The organism is Pseudooceanicola sp. NS-SX9 (assembly GCF_057380705.1).
This window is the reverse complement of record NZ_CM170818.1, coordinates 31,747-45,885: the sequence shown is the minus strand read 5'-3', so window position 1 is coordinate 45,885 and position 14,139 is coordinate 31,747. Positions and strand designations below refer to the sequence as shown.

Genomic DNA, 14,139 nt, shown 5'->3' with positions numbered 1-14,139 from the left:
CGGTACGGCAGGGGCGCGTCGCCCGGCCGGGCGACCGGCAGGAACAGGACACCGAGGAAGACATGACTGCAACGATCATTGACGGCAAGGCTTTCGCCGCCGACGTCCGCGCCCGTGTGACCCAGAAGGTCGCCGCCCTGAAAGCCGAGCACGGCCTGGTGCCCGGCCTGGCCGTGGTGCTGGTGGGCGAGGACCCGGCCAGCCAGGTCTATGTGCGCAACAAGGGCACCCAGACCGTCGAATGCGGCATGAACTCGTTCGAGCACAAGCTGGACGCCGCCACCCCCGAGGCCGACCTGCTGGCGCTGATCGACCAGCTGAACGCCGATGAGGCCGTGCATGGCATCCTGGTGCAGCTGCCGCTGCCCAAGCATATCGACGAGGCCAAGGTGATCAACGCGATCACGCCCGCCAAGGATGTCGACGGCTTCCATATCTCGAACGTGGGTCTGCTGGCGACGGGCCAGAAATCCATGGTGCCCTGCACGCCGCTGGGCTGCCTGATGATGCTGCGCGATCACCACGGCAGCCTGTCCGGTCTGAACGCCGTGGTCGTGGGGCGCTCGAACATCGTCGGCAAGCCGATGGCGCAGCTGCTGCTGAAGGACAGCTGCACCGTGACCATCGCGCATTCGCGCACGCAGGATCTGGCCGCGGTCTGCCGCCAGGCCGACATCCTGGTGGCCGCCGTCGGTCGCCCCGAGATGATCACCGGCGACATGGTGAAACCCGGCGCCACCGTGATCGACGTCGGCATCAACCGCATTCCGGCGCCTGAAAAGGGCGAGGGCAAGACGCGCCTTGTGGGCGATGTGGACTTTGCCAGCGCCTCGGCCGTGGCCGGTGCCATCACCCCGGTGCCGGGCGGCGTGGGTCCGATGACCATCGCCTGCCTGCTGGCCAACACCCTGACCGCCTGCTGCCGCAAGCACGGGCTGCCCGAACCCGAAGGCCTGACTGCCTGATCTGCCGGAGCCGAGACCATGCGTGAATACATCCTGACCGTCACCTGCCCGACCCGCCGCGGCATCGTGGCCGAGATCTCGGGCTTTCTGGCCCAGATGGGCTGCAACATCCGCGACCTGGCACAGTTCGACGACACCGAGACGGGGCGCTTTTTCTCGCGCACGACCTTCGTCAGCGAGACGGGCGCCACCCATGACGACCTGCATCAGGGGTTCTCGAAGGTGGCGGACGCGTTCGACATGCAATGGGCGATCCATGATCCGGGCGAACGGATGAAGGTTGTCCTGATGGTCTCGCGCTTTGGCCATTGCCTGAATGACCTGCTGTACCGCTGGCGGATCGGGGCGCTGCCGGTGGACATCGTGGCGGTGATCTCGAACCACATGGACTACCAGAAGCTGGTGGTGAACCACGACATCCCCTTCCACCACATCAAGGTGACCAAGGAGAACAAGCCCGACGCCGAAGGCCGCATCATGGATGTGGTGCGCGAGACCGGCGCCGAGCTGATCGTGCTGGCGCGCTACATGCAGGTCCTCTCGGACGAGATGTGCGAGAAGATGTCGGGCCGGATCATCAACATCCACCACTCGTTCCTGCCGTCCTTCAAGGGGGCGAACCCCTACAAGCAGGCCTATGAACGGGGGGTGAAGCTGATCGGGGCGACGTCGCATTACGTGACCGCCGATCTGGACGAGGGCCCGATCATCGAGCAGGACACCGCCCGCGTGACCCATGCGCAAAGCCCTTCGGACTACGTGTCGCTGGGCCGCGACGTGGAAAGCCAGGTGCTGGCGCGCGCGATTCACGCGCATATCCATCACCGGGTGTTCCTGAACGGCAACAAGACGGTGGTCTTCCCGGCCTCGCCCGGCTCCTACGCCAGCGAGCGGATGGGGTGACCGAACGCACCGGGCCCCTCGGGGCCCGGCGGACCTTCCGGTGGAAGGTCCGGTTCGGTCACGCGCCGGACCGCTGTCCGGCGTCGGGCCGAGCCACAGTTGCCCGGCTTTCCTTCTGTTCGCGCCCGGCGGACCTTTTGGTGGAGGGCCCGGTCCGGTCACGCGCCGGTCCCCTGTCCGGCGCCGGGCCGAGCCACCAGTCCCCCGGCTTTCCTTCTGTTCGCGCCCGGCGGACCTTTCGGTGGAGGGCCCGGTCCGGTCACGCGCCGGACCGCTGTCCGGCGTCGGGCCGAGCCACAGTTGCCCGGCTTTCCTTCTGTTCGCGCCCGGCGGACCTTTCGGTGGAAGGTCCGGTCCGGTCACGCGCCGGTCCCCTGTCCGGCCCCGGGCCGGGCACCGCAATGCCCCTGCAGTCGCCCACGGTCTGCTCGTGGCAGCAGGGCGGCGGATGCTCCGCGAACGCCCTTCGCGCGTCTTTCATCACCGCACAGCCTTCTGTGCGGCAACCGGCAGGGGCGGGGCTTGCGCCTTCCCTCGGGTTCCTGCTAACCTGACTGAAATTGTCCGGATTGGCCGGGCACGTAAGCGTTAACGTCAATCAACGCGCAAGGACGAACGGCTTTGGCCGTCCGGCCGTTGCGTGTGCACCCTGCGGCGCCGGAACCGGACAGCCTGAAAGGATTGATATGACGACCGAAACCCTGCCCACTCCGGTGATCGAACGCCATCGTTTCGAGATCAGGCGCCGCGCCCTGACGGTGACGAAAAAGGACATGCTGACGCCGCACATGATCCGGCTGACGCTGACCAGCCCGGATCTGGGGGATTTCGCCAGCCTGGCCTTCGATGACCATGTGAAGTGCTTCTTCCCGGTTGCGGGTGACGACAAGCCCGCCATGCGCGACTACACGCCGCGCCGCTTTGACACTGACGCGAAAGAGCTGGTGCTGGATTTCGCTGTTCATGTCGCCGGTCCCGCCACCGCCTGGGCCGTGGCCGCAGAGGTGGGTAGCGTGCTGAACATCGGCGGCCCGCGTGGGTCGCGCAAGATCACCGGGCCGATCGACCACTGGGTGCTGATCGGTGATGAAACCGCGCTGCCTGCCATCGGGCGCTTCTGTGAAGAGGCCGCCGCCGGCACGAAGGTGACCGTCATCGCCGGCGTGCGTGACGCCGCCGAAGAACAGACCTTCGACAGCGCCGCCGAGGTCAGCGTCCACTGGGTCCACCGGGGGGATGCCGCCGCCGATGCTGCGCCGCTGCTGGAGGTGTTGAAGGGCGTTGCCCTGCCGCCGCAGACCTTTGTCTGGACCGCCTGCGAGGGCAGCGTCACCCAGACCATCCGCAGCTGGCTGCTGGAACAGGATCACCCGCTGGTCTGGACGAAATCCGCGGGCTACTGGGTCTCGGGGCAGGCCGATGCCAGCATGAAGTTCGAATAAACCTCTGTCGTGTAATGGAAAACGCCGCCGGTCCCCCCGGCGGCGTCTCGCGTTTCATTCTTTCGATGCCTCGCGCTTCAGGACCGAGCGGTAGAAGTCGATGGCGGCCTGTGGATCCTTCAGCCCGGCTTTGCCGGCAGCGGCCTTCCAGTCGTCGATCTGGTCGTCCGCGACGGTCTGGATCGTCGCCATCAGCGCGGGGTCGGCGGGTTCGACCTTGACATCCTTCAGGGCGGCCAGGCCTTCGTCCTCGGCGGCATCAAGGGCGGCACCGGTGCGTTCGGGCAGCCCTTCGGCGGCTTTCAGGATCGCCTGGTGCTGCTGGTCGTCCAGCCGGTCCCAGGCGGCATCGCTGATCGCGATCGCGATCGACACCGACCCCAGCCCGCCCGGCACCGTCGTGATGTGATGGACATACTCATCCACCCTTGCCGATACCGCCGTCCCCGGCGAGGCAAACAGGCCGTCGACCTCGTTCTTGGCCACCGCATCGAAAAGCGAGGGGAACAGCATGTGGTTCGGCACCGCGCCGATCCCCTCGACCATGTCGGTCATCTTGCCCTGTGGCACCCACAGGACCTTGCCCTTGACCTCGTCCGGGGTGGTCAGGGGGCTGCCCAGGCCCAGCAGCTCTCGGCCCGGCAGGACATGGGTCGACAGCAGACGTATGCCCTTGTATTCGCCGACATCCTTGAAGAACTTCTGGTAGGTTTCCCACAGCGCGACCGAAGCCGCCTCTCCGGTCGGGGCCATGCCGGGCAGCTGCGCCAGCTGTGTCAGCTTGACCCGCTGGGTCACGTAGGGCGTGCCGACCATCGCCATGTCGGCCACGCCGTCCAGCAGCATCCCGTACTGTTCGGAACTTTGCGCCAGAGAACTGTCGGGGATCGACACCTTCAGCGTGCCGCCGCTTTCTTTCTCGATCCGGGCGGCAAAGTCCTTGATGCCCATCTGGTAGGACTTGTCGAAGGTCGACAGGTACGAGTTGAAGATCAGCGTTTCCGTCTTGGCCTGCGCCAGTCCGGGCAGGCAGGCAAGGGCCAGGGCGCCTGCGCTCAGCAGGCGGCGGTGAATGGTCATGTTTCCTCCCGTGCGGATGGCTCCGCGGTGTGCCCGGCCGCTCCCCACGGTTCGGGCGTTCCTCCTCCGGGGGGCGGACCCCCCGCGCCAGAATGGCCTGCGAAAGGCCCGGCGGGAAGGCCGCGTGCGGGGCCGCGCGGCGTGCTTCTGGATCAAGGGATCTGCGACAATGGCCCATCGCGAGGGGGGCAGCCCTGCTGGTCCGCGCGGGCAGGACCTGCGCGGTGGTCCGTGATCTCCGCCTTGCCGTTCGGGGCGCAGGCCGTCAGCTGCCAGTTGAGGATCCGCGCGGCGGGTTTGGCCGAGACGGCAGGAAGACCCGCGATCTGCAGGCGGCGCAGTCGGATCATGGGACGTCGATGGATACGACCGCCGTGGTGGGCGCCTCTTTCTGGGCGCAGGACGGCCGTTCAATGATGCGCGATATCTTGACTCGTGCCTGTCAGGTGGCTCTGGATAAAATCGTGGAGAACGAATCGGGATGAGTTGTTAATTTTATTAATATCAATATCTTGATGACTTATCCCCGCTGAGGAAAAATCCCCCGGGGGGTCTTGCCACCCGGGGAAAGGATCCGCATCGGTGGGCGAATCCCCCTGCCAGATCAGCCCCGGTTCGCCTGAAAAAGCGGCGAAGGGGCCGGAAAGACACGCTCAGTTGCGGCGGTATTCGGTGCGGGCATGCGCGTTGTAGGGCGATAGCTGCACCGTGGCGCGGATCCGTCGGAAGCCCAGTTCGGCATTCGGATCGGTGCCGGGGCCGGGGTGTTCGCCCCAGACGAAGGTGACTTCGGTGCCGGGTTCCGCATGTTCTCTGGCGATCAGCGACAGCGCCAAAATCCGGTTCAGCGGTGCGATGTAGCCGGTGTAAAAGCTCAGCCCCACCAGCTTGCCGTCGACCTCGATCCGGTAGCGGCCGTAGGTCAGGAAATAGTCGCCAAACGCGCCGAAGGCGGCGCGGCAGTCGTCTTCGTTCAGCTCCAGCGTGACCTTGCTGCGCGGCACCTTGCCCTTCGCCGCCTCGAGGGCCTCGCGGCCGTGGAAGTCATGGTTGAACGAGATCGACCGGCCATAACCCAGCTCGAAGGGCGAGACATAGTAATCCTCGATATCGTCGGAATAGAAACTGCCATGCAGCGGCTTCTTCCCCTCGTAGGAAAACTTGGACAGCCAGTTGCGATAGCCCGTCATCTCGGGGTCGGTGAAGACGCCGGGGGTGGGGGTGGGGATCCAGCCGCTCTCGATGCCGTTGGTGTAATAGGCCAGGCCGCCGACATGGGCGATGCCGTGCTTTTCGCCCGCCGCCATCAGCCGGGCCTTGACGTGGGCGCAGTGCGCGAACGGCCCGATGAATTCGTAGCCGGGCATCCCGGTCATGCCGTGGCGCAGCGCGCGGAAGGTCCGGCCGTCCAGGGTGACCTCCTTGGAATGGAAGAACTTCATCGCGGGCAGCGGGCCACCGAAGACCTCTTCGACCACGGCAAGCGCCTTCGGGCCCTGGATCTGCAGGCGGAACAGCACCGGGTCCGCCCCCTGCCGGAACCCCGAATCCGGGTCGGTCTGCAGCGTCACGTCGTAATCGCCGACTTCGGCCTGGTAGGCGATCCAGGTCTGGCAGGCGGGCACGCCCGACAGGTTGTAGCTGTCTTCGCCAGTGCGCATCAGGATGCCGTCGGTGATGATCTGGCCCTGGCGGTTCACCGGAACGATCTGCTTGGCCTGGCCGATCTCGAAACCCTCGTAGTTGTTAGCGGTGAAGTCCTGCAGCAGCCGCGTCGCGTCGGGGCCTTCGATGAACAGGTCCGACATGTGATGCGACAGGTCCATGATCACCACGCGCTCGCGCCAGGCGGACTGTTCATCCGCCCAACCGCTGTATTCCGGCGCCACCACGGGCACTGACCAGTTCGGTGCGCCGGGCTGCCAGATCAGCCGCATGGGCGATCCGGCCTCGTCTATGGCCTGCTGCAGGGATGGGGTGGTCTGGAACTTGGGTGCAGTCATCGGTTTCCTCCCTCGATGTGGTCCTCCTCCGGACCATTGCGGAATCAATTATTAAACTGTCGTTCAAATAAAGGCCAGCGCCGATTTCGGATCGGGCAGTGGCGGCATGCCAGTTGCGACAATTGCAGCCGTGTCGATTGGCGCCATGGATCTGCGACCGGGCCTGAGACACTCTGAGGGAAACCGGTCCGGCCCGCCCGGGCCCCGCCCCCGGAGTGCCAGATGACCAGCTCGCCCCCTGCCCATCCCCTGTCGCAGCCGCCGGTCTTCGACGGGCACAACGATCTGCTGCTGCGGCTGATGCAGGGCAAGCTGGAGCCCGAGGATCTGTGGACCGACGCGGGCAGCGGCCATATCGACATGCCGAAGGCCAGCCGTGGCGGCTTTGCGGGCGGTTTCTTCGCCATGTTCGTGCCCAGCCCCGGCGCGTTCGACCCGCAGTTGATGCTGCAGCCGGCCTATGACCTGCCGTTGCCACCGCCGCTGTCGCAGCCGGTTGCGTTACGTCAGGTTCGCAGGGCGGCCGGGGTGATGGAGGCGTTGCAGGCCGCCGGACTGCTGCGGATCTGCACCTCGACCCGGCAGATCGAGGCGCAGCTGGGCGGGTCGGCCTGGGCCGCGGTCATGCACCTGGAGGGCGCGGATGCGATCGATCCGGATTTCCGGGCCCTGGAAGAGCTTTACGACCGCGGCCTGCGCTCGCTCGGGCTGGTCTGGAGCCGCCCGACCGATTTCGCCGAAGGGGTGCCGTTCCGCTTCCCCTCGGGGCCCGACACCGGCAACGGGCTGACCAGCCTGGGCAAGGAGCTGGTGCGCGAATGCAACCGCCGCCGCATCCTGATCGACCTGTCGCATCTGAATGCCCGCGGCCTGGAAGATGTGGCGGCGATCAGCGATGCGCCGCTGGTGGCCAGCCATTCCAACGCCTGGGCGCTGTGCCACCATGCCCGGAACCTGACGGATCGCCAGTTGCACATGATCGCCGAGACCGATGGCATCGTTGGGATCACTTTCGCCACCGCCTTCCTGCGCGCCGATGGCCGGATGGCGCCGGATGTCGGGCTGGATCCGATCCTGCGCCAGTTCGACCACATGGTCTCGATCCTGGGCGAGGACCGCCTGGCCTTCGGTTCGGATTTCGACGGTGCCGTGGTGCCCGGGGCCCTGGGGGACTGTAGTGGCCTTGGGGCCCTGCGCGCGGCGCTGCGGGCCCATGGCGTGGATGAGGTGATGTTGGAAAAACTGTGCTGGAAGAACTGGATGCGTGTGCTGCGCAAGACCTGGGGCGAATCCTGAGGGGGTCAGCCCGTGCCGGCGCGCAGACCGGGTCGGCCGGGATTGGCCCAGCATAGCAGGGCCGGGGCGGCGCGCGCTTCGTCATGGCGCTCGGCGATCTGGCGCAGTTCCGACAGGGCGGCGGCCAGATGCAGCTGCGGCATCGCCGGCAGGTCCAGCCGCAGGATGCGCGGGTCTGCCGCCAGCGGGCGGCCCCGCAAGGGCGCCTCGTGACGCTTTTCACCGGCACACAGGCCGGTGATGCGGATCGGGTAGCGGTCGGGATCCTGCCCGGCGGACCGCAGCAGGTCGCGGGCGATCTCCAGCACGGGGACGGGGGCGCCCATGTCCAGCGCCAGGGCGTCGCCGTTGCCCGCCAGGTGATCGGCCGCCAGGATCAGCGTCACGGCCTGCTCCAGGCTCATGACATAGCGGGTGGCCTGGGGATCGGTAACGGTCAGGGGCGTGCCCTCGGCAATCTGGCGGGCAAAGCGCGTTACGACCGATCCGCTGGAGCCCAGCACATTGCCGAAGCGCACCAGGCTACAGCGCGTCGGGCCTGGCCGCAGGGCGGCGTCCTGGATCAGGGCTTCGGCCAGGCGCTTGCTGGCGCCCAGGACGCTGGTCGGATCCTGCGCCTTGTCGGTCGAGATCAGCAGCAGGCGGGGCACGCCGGCGCGGGTCACCGTTTCGGCCAGGCGCTGGGTGGCCAGCACGTTGTTGCGGATCGCGGCGCATGCATTGTCCTGCAGCAATGGCAGGTGCTTGTAGGCGGCGGCATGGATGACCAGCTCGATCCGCTCTTCTTCCAGCAGGCGCTGCAGCAGAAGGCTGTCGCCTGCGGACCCCAGCACCGGGCGCCAGGGCCCGCCCCCGAGATCCAGCAGAAGCTGGTGCAGCGCCAGTTCCGAACGTTCCAGCAACACCAGCCGCTGCGGATGCTGCCGGGCCAGGGCGCGGCACAGCCCGGCCCCGATCGAGCCCCCGGCGCCGGTGATCAGGATCCGTTCCGCATGTGGCTGTGGTCTGGTCGTGGTCATCCTTGCCTCCGTCCGCTGCGCAGCGGCGGAAGCCGCAAAGGCGCAGGGAGTTGGAAAAGGCCGCGGCCCGGGGGGCGGGGGGCCACCAGCCGAAGCGTTGCCAGCAGGATCCACAGATCCAGCCCGGGGCTTTGCCGGCGGGCATAGATCAGATCCAGCCGTGCCTTTGCCGGGACGCAGCGCGCCAGGTAGAGCGCTTCGGTTTCCTCTGGCGTGCGGCAAGGGCCGAGCAGCCGGGCCTCCCATGCGGCCAGGCGCAGCGTCGCCAGGCCGGTCAGCCCGGGGCGGCAGCGCAACACGCGGGCATAAAGCGCAGGCCTGGCCGCCACATAGCAGGGCAGTGGCGGGCGCGGTCCGACAAAGCCCATGTCACCGCGCAGGATGTTCCAGAGCTGTGGCAGTTCGTCCAGGCGGGTGCGGCGCAGCCAGGCACCGGCCGGGGTGATCCGGGCCTGCTTGTCACCGCCCGACACACCGCTGTCTGACGACGTGGGGGCCATGGTGCGGAACTTGGCCATCCGGAACGGTTGCCCGTTCCGACCGGCGCGGATCGACAGGTGCAGGATCGGCCGCCCCTGTCGCAGCCAAAGCCAGGCGGACAGGCCCATCCCGACGGGCAGCAGCACCGGCAGCAGCAGCAGTGCCAGCAGCAGGTCTGTTGGTCGCTTCCAGGAGGCAGGGCGGCTCATCCGGCTTGCCTCAGGTCGTCGGGCAGCTGTGCCAGAAGCCCTTCGGCCGAGGCGCTGCCGGTCAGCGGCCCGATCAGCCGGGCCAGCCGGGTGCAGTCCATTTCAGCACGCTGCTGGGCGCCGGGGGGGGCCGGCTGCCACAGGATCGCACGTCCGGCGCGCCGCAGCAGGGCCTCCATCGCGACGGGGCGCGGGCCAGCCAGGTTCAGGCAGTCGGGCAGATCGGCCAGCGGCAGTGTCGCAAGGGCCTGCAAGACGTGGCCCAGATCCTTCGGGCCGAGGTAGCTGCGCCAGGGCCCGGTGCCGTCGCCGAACCGGTCGAGCCCTGCCGGCCCAGAGCCCAGCAGCGCCGGCGCCAGGGAATCCGCCCCGGCCACATTGCCCAGTCGCAGCAGGCAGCAGGCCGGGGCTCCCGGTGTTTCGGCCCGCCAGGCGGCGACCGCGCGCTCCATGCGCAGCTTGGCATGGCCATAGGGGCTGCGGGGGCGGGCCCGGCCTTCCCGGGCGCGGCGGGCGGGCAGGCTGCCGTAGACCGCCGCGCTGGAGGCCAGAAGGATTCGCTCGGCCCCGCAACGGTGTGCCATCTCCAGGACGTCCAGCGCCAGGCGGGCATTGCCCTTCAGCGCCTCCGGGCCGCCCCGCGTCACGCCGCGCAGCGAGATGATCGTGCGCGCGACCAGATTGGCCGGCAGTGCCTGTGCGCCGGGGGGCAGCCACAACACCTCCGGCGGGGCCCAGACCGCCCTCAGCCGCCGCCCGACCCGGCCCTGTCCGCCCAGTATCACGATCGCGTCCTGCATCATCTGCTCCGCCGTTTCGGGGCAGGCTGCGCCGGATTGGTTAACATCCGATGTGCAGCGCCAGGGGGGATGCCAGTTTGGCGTTAAGCGCTTTGCAACGCCTGTGGGCTAGACCTCGGGTTGGGTGAGAACACGGGTGGTGGATATGGCCGGACCAGGCAATGGTCAGCCGATCATCATCAAGAAGAAGAAATCTGGCGGCGGCGACGGGCACCATGGCGGGGCCTGGAAGGTCGCCTATGCGGATTTCGTGACGGCCATGATGGCCTTCTTCCTGTTGATGTGGCTGCTGAATGCAACGACGGAAAAGCAACGCAAGGGGATCGCGGATTACTTCTCTCCGACGATTCCACTGAACCGGGTGTCGGGAGGCGGTGACGGCGCCTTCGGCGGAGACAATGTCTTTGCCGAGGACGCGCTGCCGCAGATCGGCACGGGGGCGACATCGGACCGGGCGACGCCGGACCGGCAGGCCAGTGGTGCCGAATCCCAACCTTTTGAAAAGGAACAGGAAGAGGCCCGACTGACCGCGGTCGAGGACAAGCTGATGGCGCTGAGCGGCGAAAGCGATGTCCACAAGGAGATGCTCAAGCACATCATCACCCGCGTCACCGACGAGGGCCTGGTGATCGAGCTGTTCGACAACGAAAGCGCTTCGCTGTTCGTCGGCGAGACCCAGACGCCATCGCTGTTGCTGGAGCGGATCGCGGCGATGCTGGTCCGGGTGACCTCGATCGTGAAGAACCCGATGGCGGTGGAGGGGCACGTGCGGGCCCGGCCCATCGTCGTCAATGAAAACCCGGTCTGGGATCTGTCCACGGGCCGGGCCGAGGCGATGCGCCAGCTGCTGATCCAGCAGCACCTGCCCGATACCCGGGTCGTGCGCGTGACCGGCCATGCAGATCGCGAGCCGGTGGTGAGAAACACCATGTCGCCCCGCAACAACCGGCTGGAGATCATCCTGCTGCGTCAGGTCAAGTGACCTGACGCGCCCCGGGAAACCGGCGGCAACGGGCAAAGTCCCCGGGAACAAGTCCCGATCATTTTATCTGTTAGGTCCATCTTAAGGCCGCGCGCCTAGCTCTGTGCACGACGGAAAGTCGATGCAGCAGAAAGGCGTATTCATGACTATCTCATCCTCCATGAATGCGGGGGTCACGGGGCTCTTTACGAACTCCACCAGGCTTGCGGCCATTGCCGACAACATCGCGAACTCTTCCACCTACGGCTACAAGCGGGTGGAGGCCGATTTTCATTCCATGGTGATCGGCGCGAACAACGGCGGCTATGTCGCGGGCGGTGTGCGGGCAACCACGCAACGTCTGATCGACGAAAGCGGGCCGCTGGTGACCACCGAAAACTCGACCGACATCGCGGTGCGGGGCCGGGGCCTGATCCCCGTGGCCTCCTCTTACGAGGTGGAATCCACCGGCACGTTCGACGCGATGATGTTCACCACGACCGGCAGCTTCCGGGCCAACGAGGACGGCTATCTGGTGACGGAATCGGGCCTGGCGCTGCTGGGCTGGCCGGCGGATTCCACCGGTGAGATCCCGCTTTATCCCCGCGACACCAGCGAGGGGCTGGAGCCGGTGCAGATCAACGTGAACGAGCTGACGGGCGAACCCACGACCACGGTCAGCCTGGGCGTCAACCTGCCGGCGACCAAGGCCTATACCGGCTCGACGGAGGCCGCCGAGCAGATCTCGATCGAATATTACGACAACCTCGGCATCTCCGAGAACATGGTGGTGACCTTCACCCCCACCGGCATCGCCAACGAATGGCAGCTCGAGATCACGGACACTGCCTCGGGCGGGGCGGTGATCGGGGATTACCTGCTGACCTTCAACGACGACCGGACCAACGGTGGCACGCTGGCGGATGTGGCAGACAACACCGGCAACCCCGGCGGCACCTACGACACCACGACCGGGACGGTGATCATCAACGTCGCCGGCGGCCCGATCGAACTGGACCTGGGTTTCTACGATGAAAGCGGCGGCATGTCGCAGCTGTCCGACAGCTTTGCCCCCACCGCGATCCAGAAGGACGGATCGCCCGTCGGCAACATGACCTCGGTCGAGATCGACGCCAACGGCTATGTCCACGCCTATTTCGACACCGGCGTGCGGCGGACGCTCTACCAGGTGCCGCTGGCCGATATGCCGAACGTGAACGGGCTGTTCTCGATGGACCGGCAGACCTACCTGCCCTCGCCCAACAGCGGCACCTACTTCCTGTGGGATGCCGGTGACGGGCCGACGGGGGATATCGTCTCCTTCGCCCGCGAGGAATCCGCCACCGACGTCGCCTCCGAGCTGACCGACATGATCCGCACGCAGCGCGCCTACAGCTCGAACGCCAAGGTGTTCCAGACCGTCGACGAGATGCTGCAGGAAACCACCAACATCAAGCGCTGATCCGGCGCCTTTCGGCGGCGCCCTGGTGCGCCGCCGCCCCGCAACCCTAGGCAAGGTCTGAGAGATGAGCCTGTCCACCGCCCTTTCCAATGCGCTCTCGGGGCTGACCGCCTCGTCCCGGGCCGCTTCGGTCGTCTCCTCCAACGTCGCCAATGCCATGACCGAGGGCTACGGCCCCCGTCAGCTGGAAGTGTCCGCCCGTGTCGGGGCCGGTGGCGGGGTCAACATCGATGGCATCGCCCGCAGCGTCGACGCGGCGCTGGTGGGGGATGCGCGCAATGCCACGTCGGCCCTGTCCTACCAGGACACGCTTTCGACCTGGTACACCCGCCTCGAAGACGTGATGGGCACGCCCGAGGACACCTATTCCCTGACCGGACGCATCGCCAATTTCGAGGCGACGCTGGTCACCGCGGCTTCGCGCCCCGATCTGCCAGAGCGGCTGACCGATGTGCTGAACGCCGCGACCGAGGTCGCCTCGACCTTCGAGGACGCCTCGGACACGATCCAGACCCTGCGGATGCAGGCCGATTCCGAGATCGACGCCGCCGTCAGCCGCACCAACGAGCTGCTCGATCAGGTGCGGGAGCTGAATTCGCAAATCATCACCGCGACCAACACCGGTTCGGATGCCAATGCGCTGAAGGATCTGCGCCAGTCCGTCATCGACGAGCTGTCCGACATCGTGCCCGTGACCGAGACGGCGCGCGATTACGGCGCGGTGGCGCTGTTCACCCCCGGTGGTGCGATCCTGGTCGACGGCACTGCGGCCGAGCTGGGCTTTACCCGCACCAACATGATCACCGCCGACATGACGCTGGATGCGGGCCTGCTGTCGGGGCTGACGATCAATGGTGTCGACATTGACACCGGCAATGCCGCGGGGGCGATCGGCGGGGGCCGTCTGGCCGCCCTGTTCCAGATCCGCGACGAGCTGGCCGTGACCTCTCAGGCGCGGCTCGACACGGTGGCGCGCGACATGGTCGAACGCTTCCAGGACGCGGGGCTGGATGCCACGCGGGCCTCGGGGGATGCCGGGCTTTTCACCGACGGTGGCGCCGCCTTCAACACTGCGGACGAGGTCGGCCTGTCGGCCCGGCTGCAGATCAACGCCATCGTCGATCCCGCACAGGGCGGCGAGACCTGGCACCTGCGCGATGGCCTGGGGGCGACGGTGGTCGGCAGTGTCGGCGATGCCTCCCTGCTGCAGGACATGGTGGCCGCCATGCAGGAGGCGCGCACGCCCAGCTCGTCGGAATTCGGCAGTGCCGGGCTTTCCGCCTCGGCGCTGGCCGCCAGCCTCCAGAGCTTTGCCGGCACCGAGGCCAATGCCGCCGACAACCGCCTCGCCTTCGCCCAGGCCCGCCAGTCCGAGCTGAAGGAGAGGGTGCTGGCCGACGGTGTCGATACCGATGCCGAGATGCAGCGCCTGCTGGTGATCGAGCAGAACTATTCGGCCAATGCCCGCATCGTGCAGGTGGTGGACGAGATGCTGAAAATCCTGATGGAGATCTGAGCC

General features: G+C 67.2%; 13 protein-coding genes. 8 read left to right on the top strand and 5 right to left on the bottom strand.

The window, feature by feature from the left end; genetic code table 11:
• Nucleotides 1-62 precede the first annotated feature (62 nt).
• From folD to AC2ITM_RS00180, 3 genes are all read left to right on the top strand, one after another.
• Complete coding sequence (gene folD / locus AC2ITM_RS00190) at nt 63-965, top strand: bifunctional methylenetetrahydrofolate dehydrogenase/methenyltetrahydrofolate cyclohydrolase FolD (RefSeq protein ID WP_486467823.1); 903 nt, start codon at nt 63-65, stop codon at nt 963-965.
• A gap of 18 nt (nt 966-983) precedes the next feature.
• A complete protein-coding gene (gene purU, locus AC2ITM_RS00185) occupies nt 984-1,868 on the top strand; it encodes a formyltetrahydrofolate deformylase (protein ID WP_486467822.1) in 885 nt (294 codons plus the stop codon).
• A 686-nt stretch (nt 1,869-2,554) separates the two neighbouring features.
• The gene (locus AC2ITM_RS00180) at nt 2,555-3,310 is read left to right on the top strand and encodes a siderophore-interacting protein (RefSeq protein ID WP_486467821.1); all 756 of its coding nucleotides are present in this window, start codon (nt 2,555-2,557) and stop codon (nt 3,308-3,310) included.
• A 54-nt stretch (nt 3,311-3,364) separates the two neighbouring features.
• Here the strand turns inward: AC2ITM_RS00180 and dctP are convergent, their stop codons facing one another.
• On the bottom strand, nt 3,365-4,390 hold the full coding sequence (gene dctP, locus AC2ITM_RS00175) for a TRAP transporter substrate-binding protein DctP (RefSeq protein ID WP_486467820.1): 1,026 nt from the start codon (nt 4,388-4,390) through the stop codon (nt 3,365-3,367).
• Nucleotides 4,391-4,749: 359 nt separating this feature from the next.
• Between dctP and AC2ITM_RS00170 the strand changes: the two genes are divergently transcribed.
• Nucleotides 4,750-4,875, top strand: coding sequence for a hypothetical protein (locus AC2ITM_RS00170; protein ID WP_486467819.1), 126 nt, complete (start codon nt 4,750-4,752; stop codon nt 4,873-4,875).
• Between the two features lie 168 nt (nt 4,876-5,043).
• Here AC2ITM_RS00170 and AC2ITM_RS00165 read toward each other — a convergent pair whose 3' ends face one another.
• Nucleotides 5,044-6,393, bottom strand: coding sequence for an aminomethyl transferase family protein (locus AC2ITM_RS00165; protein ID WP_486467818.1), 1,350 nt, complete (start codon nt 6,391-6,393; stop codon nt 5,044-5,046).
• Between the two features lie 222 nt (nt 6,394-6,615).
• On the opposite strand from AC2ITM_RS00165, the gene AC2ITM_RS00160 reads away from it, so the two are divergent.
• Entirely contained in the window at nt 6,616-7,689 is a 1,074-nt protein-coding gene (locus tag AC2ITM_RS00160) for a dipeptidase (protein WP_486467817.1), read from the top strand.
• A 5-nt stretch (nt 7,690-7,694) separates the two neighbouring features.
• Here AC2ITM_RS00160 and AC2ITM_RS00155 read toward each other — a convergent pair whose 3' ends face one another.
• The 3 genes from AC2ITM_RS00155 to AC2ITM_RS00145 are packed head-to-tail and all read right to left on the bottom strand — an operon-like array spanning nt 7,695 to nt 10,197.
• Nucleotides 7,695-8,708 (bottom strand): polysaccharide biosynthesis protein, encoded by a 1,014-nt coding sequence (locus AC2ITM_RS00155; protein ID WP_486467816.1) that lies wholly within the window; start codon nt 8,706-8,708, stop codon nt 7,695-7,697.
• The gene (locus AC2ITM_RS00150) at nt 8,705-9,397 is read right to left on the bottom strand and encodes a sugar transferase (RefSeq protein WP_486467815.1); all 693 of its coding nucleotides are present in this window, start codon (nt 9,395-9,397) and stop codon (nt 8,705-8,707) included. The genes AC2ITM_RS00155 and AC2ITM_RS00150 overlap by 4 nt, the downstream gene beginning before the upstream one ends.
• On the bottom strand, nt 9,394-10,197 hold the full coding sequence (locus AC2ITM_RS00145) for an NAD-dependent epimerase/dehydratase family protein (protein ID WP_486467814.1): 804 nt from the start codon (nt 10,195-10,197) through the stop codon (nt 9,394-9,396). Before AC2ITM_RS00145 ends, AC2ITM_RS00150 begins: the two co-directional genes overlap by 4 nt.
• Before the next feature lie 145 nt (nt 10,198-10,342).
• On the opposite strand from AC2ITM_RS00145, the gene AC2ITM_RS00140 reads away from it, so the two are divergent.
• The 3 genes from AC2ITM_RS00140 (at nt 10,343) to flgK (ending at nt 14,136) form a co-directional block, all read left to right on the top strand.
• On the top strand, nt 10,343-11,179 hold the full coding sequence (locus tag AC2ITM_RS00140) for a flagellar motor protein MotB (RefSeq protein ID WP_486467813.1): 837 nt from the start codon (nt 10,343-10,345) through the stop codon (nt 11,177-11,179).
• Between the two features lie 142 nt (nt 11,180-11,321).
• Entirely contained in the window at nt 11,322-12,620 is a 1,299-nt protein-coding gene (locus AC2ITM_RS00135; protein WP_486467812.1) for a flagellar hook protein FlgE, read from the top strand.
• 64 nt (nt 12,621-12,684) lie between these two features.
• Nucleotides 12,685-14,136 carry a flagellar hook-associated protein FlgK gene (flgK, locus tag AC2ITM_RS00130; protein ID WP_486467811.1) on the top strand — a complete coding sequence of 484 codons (1,452 nt, stop codon included), beginning with the start codon at nt 12,685-12,687 and terminating at the stop codon, nt 14,134-14,136.
• Nucleotides 14,137-14,139 lie beyond the last annotated feature (3 nt).

What these genes read in the sequence shown, in the direction of transcription:
- folD (WP_486467823.1), top strand. Translation starts at nt 63, where the DNA reads ATGACTGCAACGATCATTGACGGCAAGGCTTTCGCCGCCGACGTCCGC.
- purU (WP_486467822.1), top strand. Translation starts at nt 984, where the DNA reads ATGCGTGAATACATCCTGACCGTCACCTGCCCGACCCGCCGCGGCATC.
- AC2ITM_RS00180 (WP_486467821.1), top strand. Translation starts at nt 2,555, where the DNA reads ATGACGACCGAAACCCTGCCCACTCCGGTGATCGAACGCCATCGTTTC.
- dctP (WP_486467820.1), bottom strand. Translation starts at nt 4,390, where the DNA reads ATGACCATTCACCGCCGCCTGCTGAGCGCAGGCGCCCTGGCCCTTGCC.
- AC2ITM_RS00170 (WP_486467819.1), top strand. Translation starts at nt 4,750, where the DNA reads ATGGATACGACCGCCGTGGTGGGCGCCTCTTTCTGGGCGCAGGACGGC.
- AC2ITM_RS00165 (WP_486467818.1), bottom strand. Translation starts at nt 6,393, where the DNA reads ATGACTGCACCCAAGTTCCAGACCACCCCATCCCTGCAGCAGGCCATA.
- AC2ITM_RS00160 (WP_486467817.1), top strand. Translation starts at nt 6,616, where the DNA reads ATGACCAGCTCGCCCCCTGCCCATCCCCTGTCGCAGCCGCCGGTCTTC.
- AC2ITM_RS00155 (WP_486467816.1), bottom strand. Translation starts at nt 8,708, where the DNA reads ATGACCACGACCAGACCACAGCCACATGCGGAACGGATCCTGATCACC.
- AC2ITM_RS00150 (WP_486467815.1), bottom strand. Translation starts at nt 9,397, where the DNA reads ATGAGCCGCCCTGCCTCCTGGAAGCGACCAACAGACCTGCTGCTGGCA.
- AC2ITM_RS00145 (WP_486467814.1), bottom strand. Translation starts at nt 10,197, where the DNA reads ATGCAGGACGCGATCGTGATACTGGGCGGACAGGGCCGGGTCGGGCGG.
- AC2ITM_RS00140 (WP_486467813.1), top strand. Translation starts at nt 10,343, where the DNA reads ATGGCCGGACCAGGCAATGGTCAGCCGATCATCATCAAGAAGAAGAAA.
- AC2ITM_RS00135 (WP_486467812.1), top strand. Translation starts at nt 11,322, where the DNA reads ATGACTATCTCATCCTCCATGAATGCGGGGGTCACGGGGCTCTTTACG.
- flgK (WP_486467811.1), top strand. Translation starts at nt 12,685, where the DNA reads ATGAGCCTGTCCACCGCCCTTTCCAATGCGCTCTCGGGGCTGACCGCC.